At 67.6% G+C, this 17810-nt stretch carries 16 protein-coding genes and 1 tRNA gene; 7 read left to right on the forward strand and 10 right to left on the reverse strand.

Translation table 11 applies throughout. The features are described from left to right. Positions 1-68 precede the first annotated feature (68 nt). The 4 genes from PVT71_RS21525 (at position 69) to PVT71_RS21540 (ending at position 3794) form a co-directional block, all read left to right on the forward strand. Positions 69-1769, forward strand: a complete 1701-nt coding sequence (locus PVT71_RS21525) for an acyl-CoA dehydrogenase (RefSeq protein WP_353474529.1) — start codon at positions 69-71, stop codon at positions 1767-1769. Continuing rightward, positions 1769-2803: an MBL fold metallo-hydrolase gene (locus PVT71_RS21530; protein ID WP_353474530.1), complete on the forward strand. Its 1035-nt coding sequence runs from the start codon at positions 1769-1771 to the stop codon at positions 2801-2803. Before PVT71_RS21525 ends, PVT71_RS21530 begins: the two co-directional genes overlap by 1 nt. Positions 2804-2907: 104 nt before the next feature. Continuing rightward, positions 2908-3042: an aa3-type cytochrome c oxidase subunit IV gene (locus PVT71_RS21535; RefSeq protein ID WP_353474531.1), complete on the forward strand. Its 135-nt coding sequence runs from the start codon at positions 2908-2910 to the stop codon at positions 3040-3042. 107 nt (positions 3043-3149) lie between these two features. Beyond that, complete coding sequence (locus PVT71_RS21540; protein ID WP_353474532.1) at positions 3150-3794, forward strand: hypothetical protein; 645 nt, start codon at positions 3150-3152, stop codon at positions 3792-3794. Here PVT71_RS21540 and PVT71_RS21545 read toward each other — a convergent pair. The 4 genes from PVT71_RS21545 to greA form a co-directional block, all read right to left on the reverse strand. Further along, positions 3779-4105 carry an AzlD domain-containing protein gene (locus PVT71_RS21545; protein WP_353474533.1) on the reverse strand — a complete coding sequence of 109 codons (327 nt, stop codon included), beginning with the start codon at positions 4103-4105 and terminating at the stop codon, positions 3779-3781. The two genes, PVT71_RS21540 and PVT71_RS21545, sit on opposite strands and share 16 nt — an antisense overlap. Then, complete coding sequence (locus tag PVT71_RS21550) at positions 4102-4803, reverse strand: AzlC family ABC transporter permease (protein ID WP_353474534.1); 702 nt, start codon at positions 4801-4803, stop codon at positions 4102-4104. Before PVT71_RS21550 ends, PVT71_RS21545 begins: the two co-directional genes overlap by 4 nt. Positions 4804-4964: 161 nt before the next feature. Beyond that, a complete protein-coding gene (locus tag PVT71_RS21555) occupies positions 4965-5975 on the reverse strand; it encodes a hypothetical protein (RefSeq protein ID WP_353474535.1) in 1011 nt (336 codons plus the stop codon). A 28-nt stretch (positions 5976-6003) separates the two neighbouring features. Continuing rightward, positions 6004-6474, reverse strand: coding sequence for a transcription elongation factor GreA (greA, locus tag PVT71_RS21560; RefSeq protein WP_353474536.1), 471 nt, complete (start codon positions 6472-6474; stop codon positions 6004-6006). Positions 6475-6793: 319 nt separating this feature from the next. Here greA and PVT71_RS21565 point away from each other — a divergent pair, with 319 nt between their 5' ends. Further along, on the forward strand, positions 6794-8440 hold the full coding sequence (locus PVT71_RS21565; protein WP_353474537.1) for an electron transfer flavoprotein-ubiquinone oxidoreductase: 1647 nt from the start codon (positions 6794-6796) through the stop codon (positions 8438-8440). Positions 8441-8550: 110 nt separating this feature from the next. Continuing rightward, a tRNA-Ser gene (locus PVT71_RS21570) sits at positions 8551-8640 on the forward strand. A gap of 536 nt (positions 8641-9176) precedes the next feature. Here PVT71_RS21570 and PVT71_RS21575 read toward each other — a convergent pair. Further along, the gene (locus PVT71_RS21575; protein ID WP_353474538.1) at positions 9177-10067 is read right to left on the reverse strand and encodes an AraC family transcriptional regulator; all 891 of its coding nucleotides are present in this window, start codon (positions 10065-10067) and stop codon (positions 9177-9179) included. Positions 10068-10232: 165 nt separating this feature from the next. Between PVT71_RS21575 and PVT71_RS21580 the strand changes: the two genes are divergently transcribed. Beyond that, entirely contained in the window at positions 10233-11180 is a 948-nt protein-coding gene (locus PVT71_RS21580; RefSeq protein WP_353474539.1) for an SDR family oxidoreductase, read from the forward strand. Between the two features lie 121 nt (positions 11181-11301). Here the strand turns inward: PVT71_RS21580 and PVT71_RS21585 are convergent, their stop codons facing one another. The 5 genes from PVT71_RS21585 to PVT71_RS21605 form a co-directional block, all read right to left on the reverse strand. Further along, the gene (locus PVT71_RS21585; RefSeq protein ID WP_353474540.1) at positions 11302-12078 is read right to left on the reverse strand and encodes a ribonuclease activity regulator RraA; all 777 of its coding nucleotides are present in this window, start codon (positions 12076-12078) and stop codon (positions 11302-11304) included. A gap of 87 nt (positions 12079-12165) precedes the next feature. After that, positions 12166-12909 (reverse strand): 3-oxoacyl-ACP reductase family protein, encoded by a 744-nt coding sequence (locus PVT71_RS21590; RefSeq protein ID WP_353474541.1) that lies wholly within the window; start codon positions 12907-12909, stop codon positions 12166-12168. Continuing rightward, complete coding sequence (locus tag PVT71_RS21595) at positions 12906-15278, reverse strand: DUF4962 domain-containing protein (RefSeq protein ID WP_353474542.1); 2373 nt, start codon at positions 15276-15278, stop codon at positions 12906-12908. The genes PVT71_RS21590 and PVT71_RS21595 overlap by 4 nt, the downstream gene beginning before the upstream one ends. 72 nt (positions 15279-15350) lie before the next feature. Beyond that, positions 15351-16898, reverse strand: coding sequence for an extracellular solute-binding protein (locus PVT71_RS21600; protein ID WP_353474543.1), 1548 nt, complete (start codon positions 16896-16898; stop codon positions 15351-15353). 26 nt (positions 16899-16924) lie between these two features. Continuing rightward, entirely contained in the window at positions 16925-17806 is an 882-nt protein-coding gene (locus PVT71_RS21605) for a carbohydrate ABC transporter permease (protein ID WP_353474544.1), read from the reverse strand. Positions 17807-17810: the final 4 nt, after the last annotated feature.

Genomic DNA, 17810 nt, shown 5'->3' on the forward strand with positions numbered 1-17810 from the left:
CACCGAAATCGTGGGATCCTCCCTAAACGAGGGGACCCGCCTTGCCAACCAGGATCGGAGGACCTGCCATGCCCTATCGCGCGCCCGTCGCTGAATTGACCTTTCTTCTGAAGGAGGTGGTCGGCTTCGACGAGGTGGCCGCGACGGCGCGCTACGCCGAGGCCACGCCGGACATGGTGCAGGCGGTTCTGGGCGAGGCCGGGCGCATCTGCGACGAGGTGCTGGCGCCGCTCAACCGCGCGGGCGACCTGCGGGGCGCGGTGCTCGAGAACGGCGTGCTGCGCAGCTCGCCGGGCTTTGCCGAGGGCTATGCCGCGCTGGCCGAGGGCGGCTGGATCTCTGTCTCGGCCCCGCCCGAGCATGGCGGCATGGGGCTGCCGGTCACGCTGGGGGCGGCGGTCAACGAGATGATGTCGGGCGCCTGTCTCGCGCTGCATCTCAACCCGCTGCTGACGCAGGGCCAGATCGACGCGCTGGAGCATCACGCCAGCGAGGAGATCCGGGCGCTTTACCTGCCGAAGCTCATCTCGGGCGAATGGTCGGGCACGATGAACCTGACCGAGCCGCAGGCGGGCTCGGACGTGGGCGCGCTGACCACGAAGGCGGTGCCGAACGGCGACGGCACCTACGCGGTGACCGGGCAGAAGATCTTCATCTCGTGGGGGGACTGCGATTTCGTCGGCAACGTCTGCCACCTCGTGCTGGCGCGGCTGCCCGAGGCGCCCGCCGGCACCAAGGGGATCAGCCTCTTCCTCGTGCCGAAGTACATTCCCGACGCGGGCGGCGCGCCGGGCGTCGCCAACGATCTCAAGGTGGTCAGCCTCGAGCACAAGATGGGCCTGCACGGCTCGCCGACCTGCGTGATGAGCTTCGAAGGCGCGACGGGCTGGCTGATCGGCGACGAGGGCGACGGGATGCGCGCCATGTTCACCATGATGAACAACGCCCGGCTCGGCGTCGGCGGTCAGGGGATCGGCGCGGCGGAAGGCGCCTACCAGCACGCGCTCGGCTACGCGATGGAGCGCCGGCAGGGCCGCTCGCCCGATGGCACCATCGTCGGCCATGCCGACGTGCGGCGGATGCTGGCGGGCATGAAGGCGGACATTCTCGCGGCGCGCTCGATCGCGCTGGCCTGCGCGGTGGCGATCGACATGGGCCGCGCGACGGGCGAGGCCGAGTGGATCGCGCGGGCGGCGTTCCTGACGCCCATTGCCAAGGCCTTCGGCACCGATGTCGGCTGCGAGGCGGCCGAGGCGGGGGTGCAGGTCTACGGCGGCATGGGCTACATCGAGGAGAGTGGCGCCGCGCAATACTACCGCGACGTGCGGGTGACGGCGATCTACGAGGGCACCAACGGCATCCAGGCCATGGACCTCGTCGGGCGCAAGCTGATGGACGGCGGCGAGGCGGCGGGGCGGCTGCTCGACGAGGTCGAGGCGCAGGCCGAAGCCGCGAAGGCGGTGATGCCCGATCTCGCCGACGCGGTCTGGCAGGCGGCCGAGAGCCTGCGCGAGGCCACCGAGGCGCTGGTCGCCCGGCCGATGCAGGACCGCTTCGGCGTGGCGGTGCCCTACCTGCGCGCCTTCGCCCGCGTGCTCGGAGGGCATTTCCATCTGCGCGCGGCCATGGCAGACCCCTCGGGCGCGCATGGACGTCTTGCGCGCTTCTACATCACTCGTCTCCTGCCCGAGCATGTCGGCCTGCTGGCCCATGTCGGACGCACGGATGCCGAGCTGATGGCCATCACTGCCGAGGATCTTGCCGCCTGATGAAGCCTGTCCTGCACTACCCGCACGATGCGCCCCCCGCCTGGGGCGAGGCCCTCGAGGTCGCCGAGGGCGTCCTCTGGATGCGCTTGCCGCTGCCGATGAAGCTTGACCACGTCAACGTCTACGCGCTCGACGAGGGCGATGGCTGGACGATCATCGACACCGGCATGAACACGCCGCGGGCGCTGCGGGTGTGGGAGACGCTGCTGGCGGGGCCGCTCGGGGGCAAGCCGGTGCGGCGGGTGGTGGTGACCCATCACCACCCCGACCACGTCGGGCTGGCGGGCTGGTTCCAGGAACGCGGCGCGGAGCTGCTGACCACGCGCACCGCCTGGCTCTTCTCGCGCATGCTGCAGCTCGACGCGCAGGACGCGCCGCCGCCCGAGCAGGTCACCTACTGGCAGCGCTGCGGCATGGCGCCGCGGGTGCTCGAGCGCCGGCGCACCGAGCGGCCCTTCAACTTCGCCGATTGCGTCTGGCCGATGCCGCTCGGCTTCACCCGCATCCGGCAGGGCGACGTGCTGCGCATGGGCGGGCGCGACTGGGACGTGCACATCGGCAACGGCCACGCGCCCGAGCACGCGACCTTCTGGTCGAAGGATGACGAGCTCGTGCTGGCGGGCGACCAGATCCTCTCGACCATCAGCTCGAACCTCGGGGTCTACGCCACCGAGCCAGAGGCCGACCCGGTGGGCGAGTGGCTCGAGGCCTGCGAACGCCTTGCCACGCTGGCGCGCGAGGAGCATTTCGTGCTCGGCGGGCACAAGCTGCCGTTCACCGGGCTGCCCTTCCGCATGCGCCAGTTGATCGACAACCACCACGGCGCGCTGGAGCGGCTGGAGGCCTACCTGGGCACGCCAAAGAGCGCCGGCGACTGCTTCGCGCCGCTCTTCAAGCGCACCATCGGCGACGCGGAATACGGGCTCGCGCTGGTCGAGGCCATGGCCCATTGCCAGCACCTCTACATCGAGGGGCGGGCGACGCGGCGCCTCGGCGACGACGGGGCCTGGCTCTGGCAGGCGGCGCGGTCCTGAGGCCGCGCCGGGGCGCTCGCGGCGGTTCAAGAACAGGTGACAGGTGGTGCAGAATCCGCTAAGCCTCTGAGCGGAGAAGAAACGCCCGAGGAATGGACGGACACATGGCAGACTACAAGCCTGGCAGCATGGACATCACCACGCAGGAACAGACCTTTCACGGCTTCATCAAGTTCGTGATCCGCACGGTCTACGTGATCATCGCGATCCTGCTGTTCCTGGCGATCTTCAACTCCTGATCCCGAGGGATCGCGGGAGGAGATTTCCAGCCACGGCCGGGCGGCGGAGGAGCCGCCCGAAGACCAGCACGAAGAGCAGCACGAAGACCAGAAAGAGTCGGCTTTCCATGTACCATCGCGCCACGTTCCTGGCCTGTCTCGCGGCGGTCTCGCTGGCGGGATGCACGACGCCGGCCATGCGCTATCCCAATGCCACGCCCGAGGAAGTCGCCGCCGCGCGCTACGTCGACGGCGGGCCGGCGAAGCTGACGCTCTACACGATGATCAACAACCGCTCGGAATCCGGGGCGCATTCGAGCCTGATGATCAGCGCGCCGTCGCAGCGCGTGGTCTTCGACCCGGCCGGATCGGTGCGCGCGCGCAACGTGCCCGAGGTGGACGACGTGCTCTACGGGGTGACGCCTGAGGTCGCGGATTTCTACGCCCGGGCCCACGCGCGCGAGACCTACCGCGTGCGCATCCAGAGCATCGAGGTGCCGCCCGAGGTGGCCGAGCAGGCGCTGCGCACGGTGCAGGCCTACGGGCCGGTGTCGCAGTCGGGCTGCACCCGGGCGACCTCGTCGGTGCTGAGCCAGTTGCCGGGCTTCGAGGGCATCCACCGCACCTGGTTCCCGAACAATCTCGCCGACCAGGTCGCGCGCATGCCCGGGGTGACCGAGCAGGTGCTGCGCGAGGAGGATTCGGACGACAAGGCGCTGGCCGTCGCCGCCTTCGAGCAGAGCGCGGCCCCGGACGATCAGCCCAGCAGGTAACCGCCTGCGAGCAGCGCCGCGGCGCCGCTGAGGATCGCGAGAATCACGTTCTTGGTCAGCAGGCCCACGCCGAGCGTCGCCAGCGCGGCGAGCAGCCGCGCGGGGTCGGTCTGCCCGCCCGTTGCCGCCGGCCAGGCCACCAGCGGCGCGACCAGCGCGGGCATCATCGCGACCGCGGTGTAGCGCAGGTGGCGGGTCAGCCAGGCGGGCAGGGGGCGGTCGCCGACCAGTCCGAGGAACAGGAAGCGCAGCCCGAAGCTGCCGAGGCCGAGCCCGATCATCACCAGCCAGAGATCACCGCGGTCGATCATTTCTGCATCCTCCGTTCGGTCTCGGCCCCAGCCATCATGCCGAGCGCGGCGGCAGCGAGCACGCCGAGGTTGTAGGGCACCCAGGCCAGCAGCAGCGCGCCGACCGTGGCGACCAGCGCTGCCACCACATGCGCGCCCGAGCGCAGCGCCGGGGCGATCATCGCAAGGAAGGCGATGGGCAGCGCGAAGTCGAGGCCGAAGTCCGCCGGCACCGCCTCTCCGAGCCAGGCACCGAGCAGGGTGAAGAGGTACCAGGGCGGGCAGGTCGGGGTCATCGTCCCCATGAAGAAGGCGAATTTCTGCGGCAGCGTCTTCTCGGGGTGGCGCTCGAACTCCAGCGCCGAGGCGGCGTAGGTCTGGTCGATGAGGAAATAGGCGCTGAGCGCCCGCTTCCAGAGCGGCATCCCGCCAAGGTGCGGCGTGATCGCGGCGGAATACATCGCCATGCGCAGGTTCACCGCCAGCGCCGAGGCAAGCACGATGAGCGCCGGGACGTGCTCCTGCAGCATCTGCAGCGAGACGAATTGCGCCGCGCCGGCGATCACCACCACCGAGAAGGTGAGCGTTTCGAAGACGTTCAGCCCGGCCTCGGTGGCGAGCACGCCGAAGAGCGTGCCGAAGGGCGCGATCACCAGCAGGAAGGGGAATCCGGCCCGGACGCCCTGCCAATAGTCGGATCGTATGTTCGGCGCGGCCATGCGGGTCTCCGGTCGTTGGGCCGGGCAACGCCTAGCCAAGCGCGCGGGGAGATGCAATCGGGGCTGATGCGGCCCGCGCCGGGCTGTGGCCGCGAAGGAGCGGGGCGCGCGGCTGGGGTCGAAGGGGCGGTGCTACCGACGAGCGGGCGCGCCGACGCGGGTCAGTCGAAGGCGCCGGCGACGCGGCCGAGCAGCATGAAGGCGCGGGCGGTGCGGGTGTTCGAAAGCTCGGCGATCTCGGCGTCGGAGGCGCTCTCGGAGAAACGCACGAAGGCGCGGTCGTAGAGGCGCAGGAAGTGGTGCGCCGCGTCGCGGAAGATCGCGTCCTGCTTCATCCGGCCCGAGCTCAGCGCCAGCGAGGCGCGGTCGCGCACGCCGCCGAGCGCCGCCACGGCGCGGCCGCGGGTGCCCTTGGCGAACTCGCGCCAGATCTCGGGGCGGGCGAGGTCGGGGCGCAGGTCGTCCATGTAGATGCCGTCCTGCGACAGCAGCGTCAGCACGTCCTGCGAGGCCTGTATGAGCTGCGCCGCCTGCCGGTCCTTGAGCGCCCGGCGCAGCGCGGCGAAGCCCTCGAGATCCTCGGCGGTGTCGGGGAAGTTGAGCGCGCGGATGAAATCGGCATTGCCGAGCGGCGGATCGAGCGCCTCGGCGGGGGTGCCGAGCGACAGCGCTGGCTGGTCATCGGCGGCACCCGGCCCGGCGGCGGCAGCGCCCTGCGCCTGCAGCGCCGCCTGCGCCGCGCGGGTCGAGCCGAGCATCGCCAGCGTCGTCTCGATCTTGCGCTGCGCGGCTGCGATCTCGTCGAGCTTGCGCGCCAGCGTGCTGGCCGAGGGATCGCTCCGCCCGGTCTGCGCCTGGGTCAGGTAGGACTTGCGGATCGCCTCGATCGCGGTCTGCAGCCGCGCACCTTCCTCGCGCATGACGCGGGAGGCGCGGGCGGTCATCGCCGCGACCCAGATCATTGCGACCGGCAGGAACACCACCATGATGGCGAGCGCGAAACCGAGCCCGCCCGGCACGGCCGTGCCAAGCGTGAAGACATAGCCGCCCGAGAGCGCCAGCCACAGGACGCTGACCACCAGCGCGGCGATCTCGATCCCCGAGAGGCGGCGCTTCTCGCCACGGTCGTACATGCCAAGCGGTGCGGAACGGCTGTCGTTGCTGTCTGCCATGGTCGGGCGCGCCCTTGCCTGTGGTGCGTTACTTGTAGGCGATCGAGAGGATCTCGTAGCTCTTCTCGCCGCCCGGGGTGCGCACCTCGACGCTGTCGCCCTCGTCCTTGCCGATCAGCGCTCGGGCGATGGGCGACTTGATGTTGAGCAGGCCCTTCTCGATGTTGGCCTCGTGCTCGCCGACGATCTGCCAGGTCTTTTCCTCGTCGGTGTCCTCGTCGACGACGGTGACGGTCGCGCCGAATTTCACCGGGCCCGAGAGCCGGGTCGGGTCGATCACCTCGGCCAGCGAGATGATGCCCTCGATCTCCTTGATGCGGCCCTCGATGAAGCTCTGCTTCTCGCGCGCGGAATGGTACTCGGCGTTCTCCGACAGGTCGCCGTGCTCGCGTGCCTCGGCGATGGCCTTGATGATGGCAGGACGCTCGACGGACTTGAGCGTTTTCAATTCGGTTTCGAGCGCAGTGAAGCCCGCGCGGGTCATCAGTATCTTTTCCATAGAGTCTTTCCGGAACTGTCCCGGGGGCCTGTCCCCGGCCCCTTTGCGTATGCCGTCTAAAATCATGTGCGGTCGGTTCTGGCAAGAGTGGGGGTTGTCCCGGGCTTTGGCAAGGGCGCGCGTGGCTTGCGGGGGAGGGGCGGCGGCCGGGCAGGCGCCGGGCGGGATGCCGCCGCGCGCGATTCCCCGCCTGTCGACTATTATTTTCCAAAGGTCGCGTCAGGCACCTTTTATGCCGCCTTTCGATTGACCAATGCCGCGCTGCCGCGCTACGCCAATGCGCAAGATAATTACAGCAAACAGCCAGCGGAGGATCGGCATGGCCGAAGTCGAGCGCGAGTCGATGGAATATGACGTTGTGATCGTGGGGGCGGGGCCTGCGGGCCTCTCGGCCGCGATCCGGCTGAAGCAGCTCGATGCGGATCTGAACGTGGTGGTGCTCGAGAAGGGCTCCGAGGTCGGGGCGCACATCCTGTCGGGTGCGGTGCTGGACCCCTGCGGGCTCGATGCGCTGATCCCCGACTGGAAGGCGAAGGGCGCGCCGGTCACCGTGCCCGTCCGGGAAGACAAGTTCTACCTGCTCGGCGCGGCCGGCAAGGTGTCGATCCCGCACTGGCCGATGCCGAAGTTCATGTCCAACAAGGGCAACTACATCGTCTCGATGGGCAATGTCTGCCGCTGGATGGCCGAGCAGGCCGAGGCGCTCGGCGTCGAGATCTTCCCCGGCATGGCCTGCTCGGAACTGGTCTACGGCGACAGGGGCGAGGTCCGCGGCGTGGTCGCGGGCGAGTTCGGCAAGGACGCCGACGGCAACCCCGGCCCGGGCTACGAGCCGGGCATGGAGTTGCTGGGCAAATACGTCTTCCTCTCGGAGGGCGTGCGCGGCTCGCTCTCGAAGGAAGTGATCGAGAAATACAACCTCTCGGACGGTCACTGCCCGCAGAAGTTCGGCCTCGGCATGAAGGAGATCTGGGAGATCGACCCCGCCAAGCACAGCGAGGGCCGGGTCGAGCACACCATGGGTTGGCCGCTCGGCGGCAATGCCGGGGGCGGGGCCTTCATCTACCACCTTGACAAGAACCAGGTCTACGTCGGCTTCGTGGTGCACCTGAACTACAGGAACCCGTACCTCTATCCCTACATGGAGTTCCAGCGCTTCAAGCATCACCCGCACGTGGCGGCGCTGCTCGAGGGCGGCAAGCGCGTCGCCTACGGCGCGCGGGCGATCTCGGAAGGCGGCTACCAGTCGATGCCGAAGATGGTGGCGCCGGGCGTCGCGCTGCTCGGCTGCTCGGTCGGCCTCGTCAACGTGCCGCGGATCAAGGGCAACCACAACGCCATGCTCTCGGGCAAGGCGGCGGCCGAGGCGGCCTATGCCGCGATCAGCGCGGGCCGCGCCTCGGACGAGCTTTCCGCCTACGAGACCGAGGTGCGCGAGGGCGCGATCGGCAAGGATCTGTGGAAGGTGCGCAACGTGAAGCCGCTCTGGTCGAAGACCGGGCTCTTCGGCTCGCTGGCGCTTGGCGGTCTCGACATGTGGACCAACAGCTTCGGTTTCTCGCTCTTCGGCACGGTCAAGCATGGCAAGAGCGATGCCGCCTCGACCGAGATGGCGGCGCTGCACCAGCCGATCGACTACCCCAAACCCGACGGCAAGCTCAGCTTCGACCGGCTGACCAACGTCGCCTTCTCCTTCACCAACCATGAAGAGAGCCAGCCGGCGCACCTGAAGCTGAAGGACAAGCGCGTGCCGGTGCTCGACAACCTGCCGAAATACGCCGGCCCCTCGCAGCGTTACTGCCCGGCGGGGGTCTACGAGTTCGTCGAGAAGGAGGGCAGGACGGAGTTCGTCATCAACTTCCAGAACTGCGTCCACTGCAAGACCTGCGACATCAAGGACCCGTCGCAGAACATCACCTGGACGGTGCCGCAGGGCGGGGACGGGCCGAACTACCCCAACATGTGAGGCGGGTCTGCCCGGCTTACGCAACGAAATGCCCCGGCCAGGTGCCGGGGCAAATTTTTTGGAATTCTGGCCCTTGCACCCGGTCACGACTTTCCGCTAAAGCGGTCGGCGGAGAGGTGGCCGAGTGGTCGAAGGCGCACGCCTGGAAAGTGTGTAGGCGGGGAACCGTCTCGAGGGTTCGAATCCCTTCCTCTCCGCCATATGGCTTGATTTAAAAAAAGAAATCGGCCGAAAGGGTTCATCCCTGCTAGAACCCACCATCCCGAAAACGATTGGATGCACTTGCCTGGAATGCCAAGAGCGTCGGCAGGGGCTTGGCGTTGAATTTCGCGATGCAGCGTCGCCATGACGAGACTCGCGGAAATCCAAGAAATCAAAATGTCGCGGAACGCAGCTGAGCCTGGCGATTTCGTGTTGGGGTGGTGCGCAGCCTCGGCTGCGCGAGGCGCTCGTTGGCCCCTTGAATCGTGGCTGCGGCAATGGACCGGGCGGGCCTTCTGGGGCCCGATGCCGACGACCCGGCAGCGCGGCGCGGAGGTCGAGCTCTTTGCCGATCCGATGCGGCACATAAAGACCGTATCCAACGTCCCTCGAATACCGAAGCTCGCTTGAGCTGCCCCAACACGTGGTCCGGATCAAACTCTGATCCGCGCTAGGATTTCCATTTCCCGTATGATCAAGGGGCAGAGACAAGATACGCCATCCCGCCAATCGGGATGTGTACTGCGTCCCACCGTCACGCCATCCCCAGGGGCAGGCGCTGCGCATTGCTCCACTGGCGGGGAGACTGGCCGTGCATGCGCCTGAATTCCCGGCTGAACTGCGAGAGGCTGACATAGCCCACGTCGATTGCGGCCTGGTTCACGGTCATGCCTCCGGCGATCTTCATCGCGGCACTGTTCAGGCGCATCGCCTTCACGAACTGGATCGGCGACATCGTCGTGGCCGACTTGAACCTGCGGTGGAACACGGCGCGGCTCATGCCTGCGCGGGCAGCCATCTCATCTATGGTGACCTGTGCGCTCAGGTTGGACGACAGGTGCGCGATCGACCGGGCGATCGCATTGCCGGGCGCGAAGGCCTGCCTTGCCGCGGGCCCGGCCTCTCCCTGCAGGATCGCGTAGTACAGCTCGCGCAGCCGTGCCGCTCCGAGGGCCGCGGTGTCCGCCGGGCTGCGGGCCAATTTCAGAAGCCGCAGCAAGGCGTCGGAGAAGCTCTCGTCCCAGCGGGAAAACCACATACCCTGTCTGACGGTGGCGCTCTTCGGCAGGGGCGCGCCGGTGCCACCCTCCATCGCCATGACGAGCTCGGTCATCACGCGCTGATCGAGCGAGATGTAGACGCCAAGGAGCGGCTCGTCCGGCGAGGCGTGAGGTGTCCCCGCCGTCACGGGCATGGAAATGGGGCAGCAGAGATATCGGCTCTCGTCGTAGACGTGGCGCGCGCCGTCCAGCACGGCTTCCTTGGTCCCGCTCACGATGGCGATGATGCTTGGCTCATAGACTGCCGGCGCGCAGGGAATCGCCGTCGTCGCCCGGAAGAGTCTTACCCCCTCCACGCCGGTTTCCATCAGGCCATCCTCGTGGATCCGCTCCGCGATGAGGCGCTTGATCTGCTGCTTGTCCATGCTCGGAGCGTATCCCTGCGCGCTCGCCCGGATCAAGCGAGGTGATACGATCAGGCAAGTATTCGCGATCATTTCGCCTGTTTCCGCAGGTGCCCGAGATTTATCTCCATGCCCAGACGGGACAATCCCGTACGTGCTCGGGCCGATCGAGGAAGGAAGATAACGATGAAAGACACGCAATTCGGACCCAAGGGATGGACGCCGGATCGGCTCGGCTCGCAGGCGGGCAAGACCTTCCTGTTCACCGGCGCCAATGCCGGCGCGGGATTCCAGGCAGCGCGCATTTTGCTGTCGAAGGGCGGGAAGGTGGTCATGCTGAACCGCAGCGCGGAGAGGTCCGCCGCCGCCGTCACGGCGCTGAAACGGGAGTTCGGCGCGCAGGCAGAGGTGGGTTATCTCCGCATGGACCTGGCAGAACTGGCGAGCGTCCGCGCCGCGGCGGCGGAGGTCCTGCGGACCGTTCCTCGCATCGACGCGCTGATCTGCAACGCGGCCATCGCGCAGGTGCCGGTGCGGAAGCTGACGGTGGACGGGTTCGAGAGCCAGCTTGGAACCAACCACTACGGGCACTTCGTCCTCTGCGGCCTGCTCCATGAGCGCATCGCCGAGACAGGTGGGCGGATCGTGGTGGTTGCCAGCCTTGGCTACAAGATGGGCCTGCGCAGGATCAGGTTCGACGACATGAACTGGGAGAGGGACTACGCCGCCAATCCCGCCTACAGCCAGAGCAAGCTGGCGCAAATGATGTTCGCCTACGAGTTGCAGGACAGGGTCAGGGCCGCGAATGGAAATGTCGAGGTCTACGTGTGCCACCCGGGGGCATCGGCGACCTCGCTGATCAGCACCAGCGGCGGCCTTCTGAGGCGTGCGTCCGGGTGGCTCATGACCAAGACGCCCATGGTGCAAACCGCCGGGCAGGGCGCGTTTCCGGAGGTCATGTGCGCAACCGAACCGGGCCTGGAGCAGCGCGCCCTCTACGGTCCCACCGGGCGCATGGAGTTCGTCGGCCCGGTCGGCAGGGGGACGTTGGAGCCCTTCGCCCGTGACAAGGCGGTCATGGAAAGGCTGTGGGAACGGTCCGAGCAGGAAACCGGGTTCAAGTGGGGCATTTGAAAGGCGCGGGATGGGTGACGCAAGAAGGCGCTTCCTCGCTGTTGTGAACCTCTTTCCCCGACCGACCCGGCGCCCTGCGCGGCAAGCCGTCGTTTAGCCAGCCGCCGCCGAGCACAGGTCCTCAACCCTCGATTGGCTCGCCACGCACCGCCTGTTGCCAAGTTGCGAAACGATCCAAGGTCGCCGGGTCCGTCGGAGGGTAGAGCCCGATCACCGGGCAGCCTGCGCGGACTTCTTCCAGCACGAAGGCCTCGAATTCCTCCATCGGCGCCGCGGCGGCGGCCAGCTCGTCGGCGAGGTGGCGCGGGATCACCATGACGCCATCGCCGTCGCCCAGGATGATGTCTCCGGGATAGACTGCCGCGCCGCCGCAGCTGATCGGCACGTCGATGTCGATCGCGTGGTGCCGGGTGAGATTGGTCGGCGCGGAGGGTTTCGCCGCGAAGACCGGCATGGTCAGGGCGCGGGCGCCTTCGGCGTCGCGCACCCCGCCGTCGGTCACCACGCCGGCGGCGCCGCGGACCTCGAGACGAGTCAGCAGGATGGACCCCGCCGAGGCCGCGGATGCGTCCTGCCGGCAATCCATGACGAGCACGTGGCCCTCGGGGCAGGTCTCGACCGCGACGCGCTGCGGATGATCGGGCTCGCGGAAGGCCTCGAGAGGGTCGGTGTCCTCGCGCGCCGCGATGTAGCGCAGCGTGAAGGCCGGGCCGATCATGCGGGCACCTGCCGAAAGCGGCAGGACACCCTGGATGTAACAGGTCCTGAACCCCTTCTTGTGGAGCAGGGTCGCGATCGTCGACGTGCTCGCGCCGCGAAGGCGGTCCAGCGTGTCGGGAGCGAGGGGAATGTCGGCGGCGGGCTTGGGGTTCGGCATGATGTCAGCTCGTCTGGTCATGGGCAGGTCGGGGAGGGGACCGGCAGCGATGGGGCGGTGCCGCTTTCGGGCGCCGGCGCGCGGGATACGCGCGCCGGCCAGATCAGCCTAGCTGAAGAGCATGCCGCCGTTGATGTCGAGGTTCGCGCCGGTGACGAAGGCGGACTCGTCGCTCGCGAGGAAGAGAACCATGTTGGCGACATCCATCGGGATGCCCTGGCGTTTCACCGGCGAGGCCGCCTCGACCGACTTCCGCACCTCGGGCTTGGTGAAGATGTTGTGGAAGTCGGTGTCGATCATGCCGGGGCAGAGCGCGTTGACGCGGATGTCCGGGCCGAGCTCCTTCGCGAGACCGCGGGTCAGGGTCATGATCGCCCCCTTGGAGGCACCGTAGGCCGAGGCACCCGGACCACCGCCATCGCGCCCCGCCTGGCTGGCGATGTTGATGATCGCGCCGTGGGTCATGTGCGCGAGCGCCGCCTTGGTCATCATCACCGTGCTGGTGACGTTGAGGTCCATCACCGCCAGCCAGTGCTCGACCGGCATCTCGCGGAAGTTCTTGCGCGCGATCAGGCCGCCGGTGTTGTTGACGAGAATGTCGACGCCGCCGAAGGCCTCGACCGTGGCCGCGAGCAGCGCCTCGACGTCCTCGGGCTTGCACAGGTCGCCCTGGACCGCGATGGCCCTGCCGCCCGCGGCCTCGACCTGCGCCACGGTCTCGCGCGCACCCTCGGCGCTGGCGAAGTAGTTGATGGCGATATTGGCGCCTTCCTGCGCGAGGCGGACGGCACAGGCCCGCCCGATGTCCCGGCCGCCGCCTGTCACGATCGCGGTTTTTCCCTTCAGTTTCATGGTCTGTCCTTGGATTTGTTCTGGGGGGTAGGGACGCCGACATCAAAGGTCTTCGGGATGGTGACCTTGAAGCTCCTGTCGTCGGCGTCGGTGAAGTAGAGGTCGCAGTCGTAGCCCTGGTCGTCGAGGAAGCTGAACACCCGGCGCGGCGCATCGAGCCGGTAGGGCACGAGCAGGGTCGCGATGCGGTGGCGCGTCGCTTTCGGGACACGTGCGGTCAGGCAGGTGCTGACCGGCAGGCCCGCGTATTCGGCCGGATCGACCCCGGCAAAGCCGGTCTCCTGCGACAGCGTCGGCGCGCCGGCCTCGGACCAGAGCACCTGCCCGTAGAATCCGGCCCGCTCGCCGGTGTAGCGGAAGCTGGTCTGCCCGAGGGCGAAGGGCGCGTTGGCATGAAGGCGCCAGTCGATGCCGACCGGGCTCTCGGCGTCGATCGCATCGACGATGACGAAATACTCCCGGTGAACGAAATAGACCTCTCGCCGCACCGACCGGACTTCGGGGCTGAGCGTGCGGTAGGCGGCGGTGGCGTCGCCGTGGATGTAGACGTGATCGCCCCGGTCCTCGGCGGCGAGCACGCGTCCGGTGGACTGCACGGCGATCGCCTTGTCCTTGCCTGCGTACTGACCCTTGCCGTCGATCAGGATGGCGTTCTTCGACAGCGTCTGCCGGCGCCAGGCCTGGTGCATGGTCGAGTTGAAGGCTACGTAATGCCCGGACTGGATCGCGAGGTCCTCGCCATAGGCCGAGAGGCAGAAGGCGTTCTGGTCACCGTGGCTGTGGCTGATAGAGCCGTAGGGCGACGACTTGAAGACGAACTGGACGTGCTCTTCTGGGTTGCCCATCCGGTGCTGCAGCGCGACCCAGCCCGTGCCCCGGAACCAGCGCAGCGCGTCGGCCTCGGCCGGGGGCACCGCCTCGACGATCGGAAAGTCGCTGCGGTAGAGCAGCTCGTCGAAGCGGAAGTCCCACCAGCCCCAGTTGTAGAAGGCCTGCTCGGTGCCCGGATTGGTCCGGAGGATCTCGTCATAGTACCACTGGTAGGCGCCGTTGCCGGTGACACCCGCGAACTGGCGCAGGTTGTAGCCGACCTTGATCGCCGGCAGATCGCCCATGGTGCTGTCGTCGCCGAAGGTGGCGCGCCGGGTGTTCGGCGCCTTGGTGTAGAGCGGGAAATCCCCGGTCTTCCGGAAGAACGGGCGTTGGTAGAGATCGAGGCCGCTCCAGCCGCGCAACAGGTTCGCCGCATCGATCAGGTAGGCCATGCCGGTCATCCAGTAATGCGGCCCCTCGGCCCATCCCCCCTCGTGATCGCCCCAGGGCGAGTAGACGGTGAAGAGGAACTCGACCGCGTAATGCAGCCACTCCTCGGCCTCGGGCGCATCGTCGAGCAGCGCGATGCAGGCCGGGATGAGCACCGCCGAAACCGCGCGCACCGCGTGGCTGTCGAAGGGGAAGAGGTGGATGCTGGCGTTGCGGATGAGGTGGTCGGCGGTCTGGCGCGTGCGCTCGAGCAGCGCGTGGCGGACCTGCGCGCGCTCGTCCTCGTCCAGCTGGTCATGCAGCCAGTCATAGCCCCAGGCGAGCGCGAGGTTCACCCGGAAGGCCCATTCGTCGGTATAGGCGCGCGAGGTGACCCCGGCGGGGTTCCAACTGGCAGCCTCGAGCAGCCACTGCTTGGCGCGGGCCAGCATCTCGGCATCCTGCGTGACCTGGCCGCCGACGGCGAGGTGGCGGATGGCGTAGAGCAGTTCCTGGCAGTCGATGTAGGTCTGCCGCCAGATCGGCGCGACGCGCTGGTGATCGGGGTATCCGGCGGGCTCGGCCATGACCTCGCGGTCCATCCACGGCAGGACGGACTCGCGGTAGAAGGTCGACCACGTGCAATGCTCGGGATCGGCGGCGACCTCCTTGCGGAAGCCGGCCAGCCGCTCGGGGCCGAGCCAGAGCCGCGGATGCGCGCGGGTGCCGCCGTCAAAGCGCGAGGCGCACGGGGCGAGCGGGGTTTCGGGCAGGCCTTCGGGCAGGGTGAAGCTGCGGTTGCTGCTCCACTGCGTCACCGGCGTTCCGGCCTCGTCGCATTGCGCGTAGGACCAGTGATAGCTGCCCGGGGCAAGCGGTGCGCCCGGGGTGAAGAAGTTTCGCGGAACGCCCGTGAAGATCTGCGTGCTGCCGGCGGGGTAGCGGGGATCGGGCGAGACGCGCAGCGCGTAGCGCGCGCCGTCCTCGATGACTGGCAGCCAGGTGAAGCGCGGCGGGTTCTCGGTGATCTCGCTGGTCTCGGTGGGACCGTACTGGATGGTCAGCCGTCCGGCCCTCGGCTCGTCGAGCGGGGGCAGGGCCTGGCGGGTTCGGGTGTCCGTGGACATGGGCTTCCTCGCGGTGCGGGCGTGGGAGGGTGGGGGCGCGGCTGGCGCGCCCCCTCTCATGCGGGCGCGGCGTCAGTCGTACTGGCGCTTGTAGGCGGCGTTCATCACCTCGATGACCTTGTCGTAGCCCATGCGCTCGAGCGTGCTGACGTAGTCGGGCCAGTCCGCCTGCACGTCGCCGGAGCCGAGGATCCAGGCCTGCTGGCGCTCGAGCATGTAGGTGCGGAGCGAGGGCCAGTACTTGTCGTAGACCGCCTGTTCCTCCTGGTCGAAGGCGACGCCGAGGAACTGGTCGATGAGCAGGTCGTTCGCCTCGTAGAGCTCGATCCCGGCGCGGGCGGCCTCCGAGGTCCACTGCCATTCGTAGCGGTAGTCCTGCCAGTAGCCGCGCTGGATCTGCGCGCCGACGAGGTACATCTGGCTGTTCACCGGGCTGTCGCTGTTCAGCACCTCGGGCTTGTAGACCGGCTCGCCGTCGATCATGTCCCAGGTCTGACCCTCGACGCCGAAGTTCGACAGCAGCCGGCCCTCCTCGGTGAAGAAGAAGTCGAAGTACTTGATGGTCTCGACCGGGTGCTTGTTCTGGTAGGAGATGGCCCAGCCGTCGGGCTTGATCGGGATGCGGCGGTGCTCTTCCATCCGCACGCCGCTGACCGAGGCCGGCGGAAGGAAGGGAATGAAGTTGAACCCCTCGATCTTGTCCTGCAGCGCCTCGTTGTAGCCCGAGGTCGAGGCGAACCAGTCGTGGGTCGACCCGCCGAGGTTCTCGGACAGCAGGTAGTCGCGCGACGAGGCGCCGCGGGTGAAGACCTCGGGGTCGATCAGACCCTCGGCGTACCATTGCGCGATATGGGCAAGGCCGTCGCGATAGGCCTCCTGCGCGTAGGGGTGCACCACCTGGCCGTCCTCGTTGACGTAGAAGTCGTGGTAGGTGTCCGACCCGGACGAGCGCGCGTCCCAGAGCGTCAGCAGCCGGTCTACCTCTTCCCACTGGCGGGCGAAGTAGGGGATCTCGTCCTTCAGCCCGTTGCCGTTCGGATCGCCATCGCGGAAGGCCTTCAGCACCTCGTAGAACTCGTCGACGTTCTGCGGCTGCTCGAGCCCCAGCTTGTCGAGCCAGTCCTGCCGGATGTACCAGGCGCGGCCGAACTTCCCGTCGGGAAGGTAGGGGATGTAGTAGTAGTTGCCGTCATAGGCGGAGATCGCCTTGAGCAGGTCGGGATGCGCGTCCCAGAAGGCCTGGATGTGCGGCGCGTGCTCTTTCACCAGGTCGTTCAGGGGAAGGAAGGCGCCCTCGGGGCCGAACTGGTTGACCGGTTGCTGGATCAGGTGCCCGCCGACGATGTCGGGCATGTTGCCCTGCGCCAGCAGCAGGTTCATCGCCTCGCCGGAGTCGGTCGAGTTGCGCCCGGCGGTCTTGTCCTTGAGGTGGATGCCGGTCATCTCGCGGGCCGCGGTTTCCACCGCGTAGGTTTCGTCGTAGCCCTGCGCGCGCGGCCAGTGCATGTGGATGGTCAGCTCCAGAGGATCCTCGACGATCCGCAGGTGATCGTCGGCCATGGCGGGCGGTGTCAGCACCGTCGTCGCCAGCATGGCCAGGGTCAGGGTCGTTCTACGCATGGTGTCCTCCCTCTTGCGCAAGACGGTCATTCCTTCACTCCTCCGAGAAGGATGCCCTTGTTGAAATACTTCTGCAGGAACGGGTAGATGAGCAGGATCGGGATGATCGAGCAGACGATGATCGCGGCGCTCACGGTCTCGAACGAGTAGGACGAGGTCATCAGCGTGTTGGCGAACTGCTCGTCGTCCGAGAGCTCGACGATGACGTGGCGCAGGTAGACCTGCAGCGGGATCTTGCTCTCGTCCTGCAGCAGCACCATCGCCCAGAAGAAGCCGTTCCAGCGCGAGACCACGCAGAACAGGGCGACCGTGGCGATGGCGGGTTTCGACAGCGGGATGAACACCTTCCAGAGGATCTGGAAATCATTGGCGCCATCCATCCGCGCCGCCTCGTCGAAGCTCTGCGGGATGCCCTCGAAGAAGTTCCGCAGCAGGATGATGTTGAAGCCGTTGACCGCGAAGCCGATGACGATGCCGAAGTAACTGTCGAGCAGGCCGAGATCGCGCATGTTCAGGAAGAACGGGATCAGCCCGGCGTGGAACCACATGGTGAAGGCCACCATCAGGTTCCAGAACCGCCGCCCCTTGAGCCGCCGCCGCGACAGCGCGTAGGCGCCCGGGATGATGAAGGCGAGCGAGGCCAGCGTGCCGAAGATCGTGTAGATGAAGGTGTTGCGGTAGCTGATCCAGAACATCGGTTCCGAGAGCACGCGCTTGTAGGCCTCGAGGGTGAAGCCGACCGGGGTCAGGATCACGTTCCCGGCGCGCGCCTCGAAGCCGGAGCTCATCGAGAGCGAGGCGATGTAGATGAACGGGTAGAGTGTCGAGAGGGTGAAGAGCCCCAGCAGCACCATGTTCAGGATGACGAACGCCTTGTCGCCGCGGGAGTAGAGCCTCATGTTGGTCATGGCC

Origin of the sequence: Salipiger sp. H15 (genome assembly GCF_040409955.1) — a bacterium.
Classification (GTDB): domain Bacteria; phylum Pseudomonadota; class Alphaproteobacteria; order Rhodobacterales; family Rhodobacteraceae; genus Salipiger.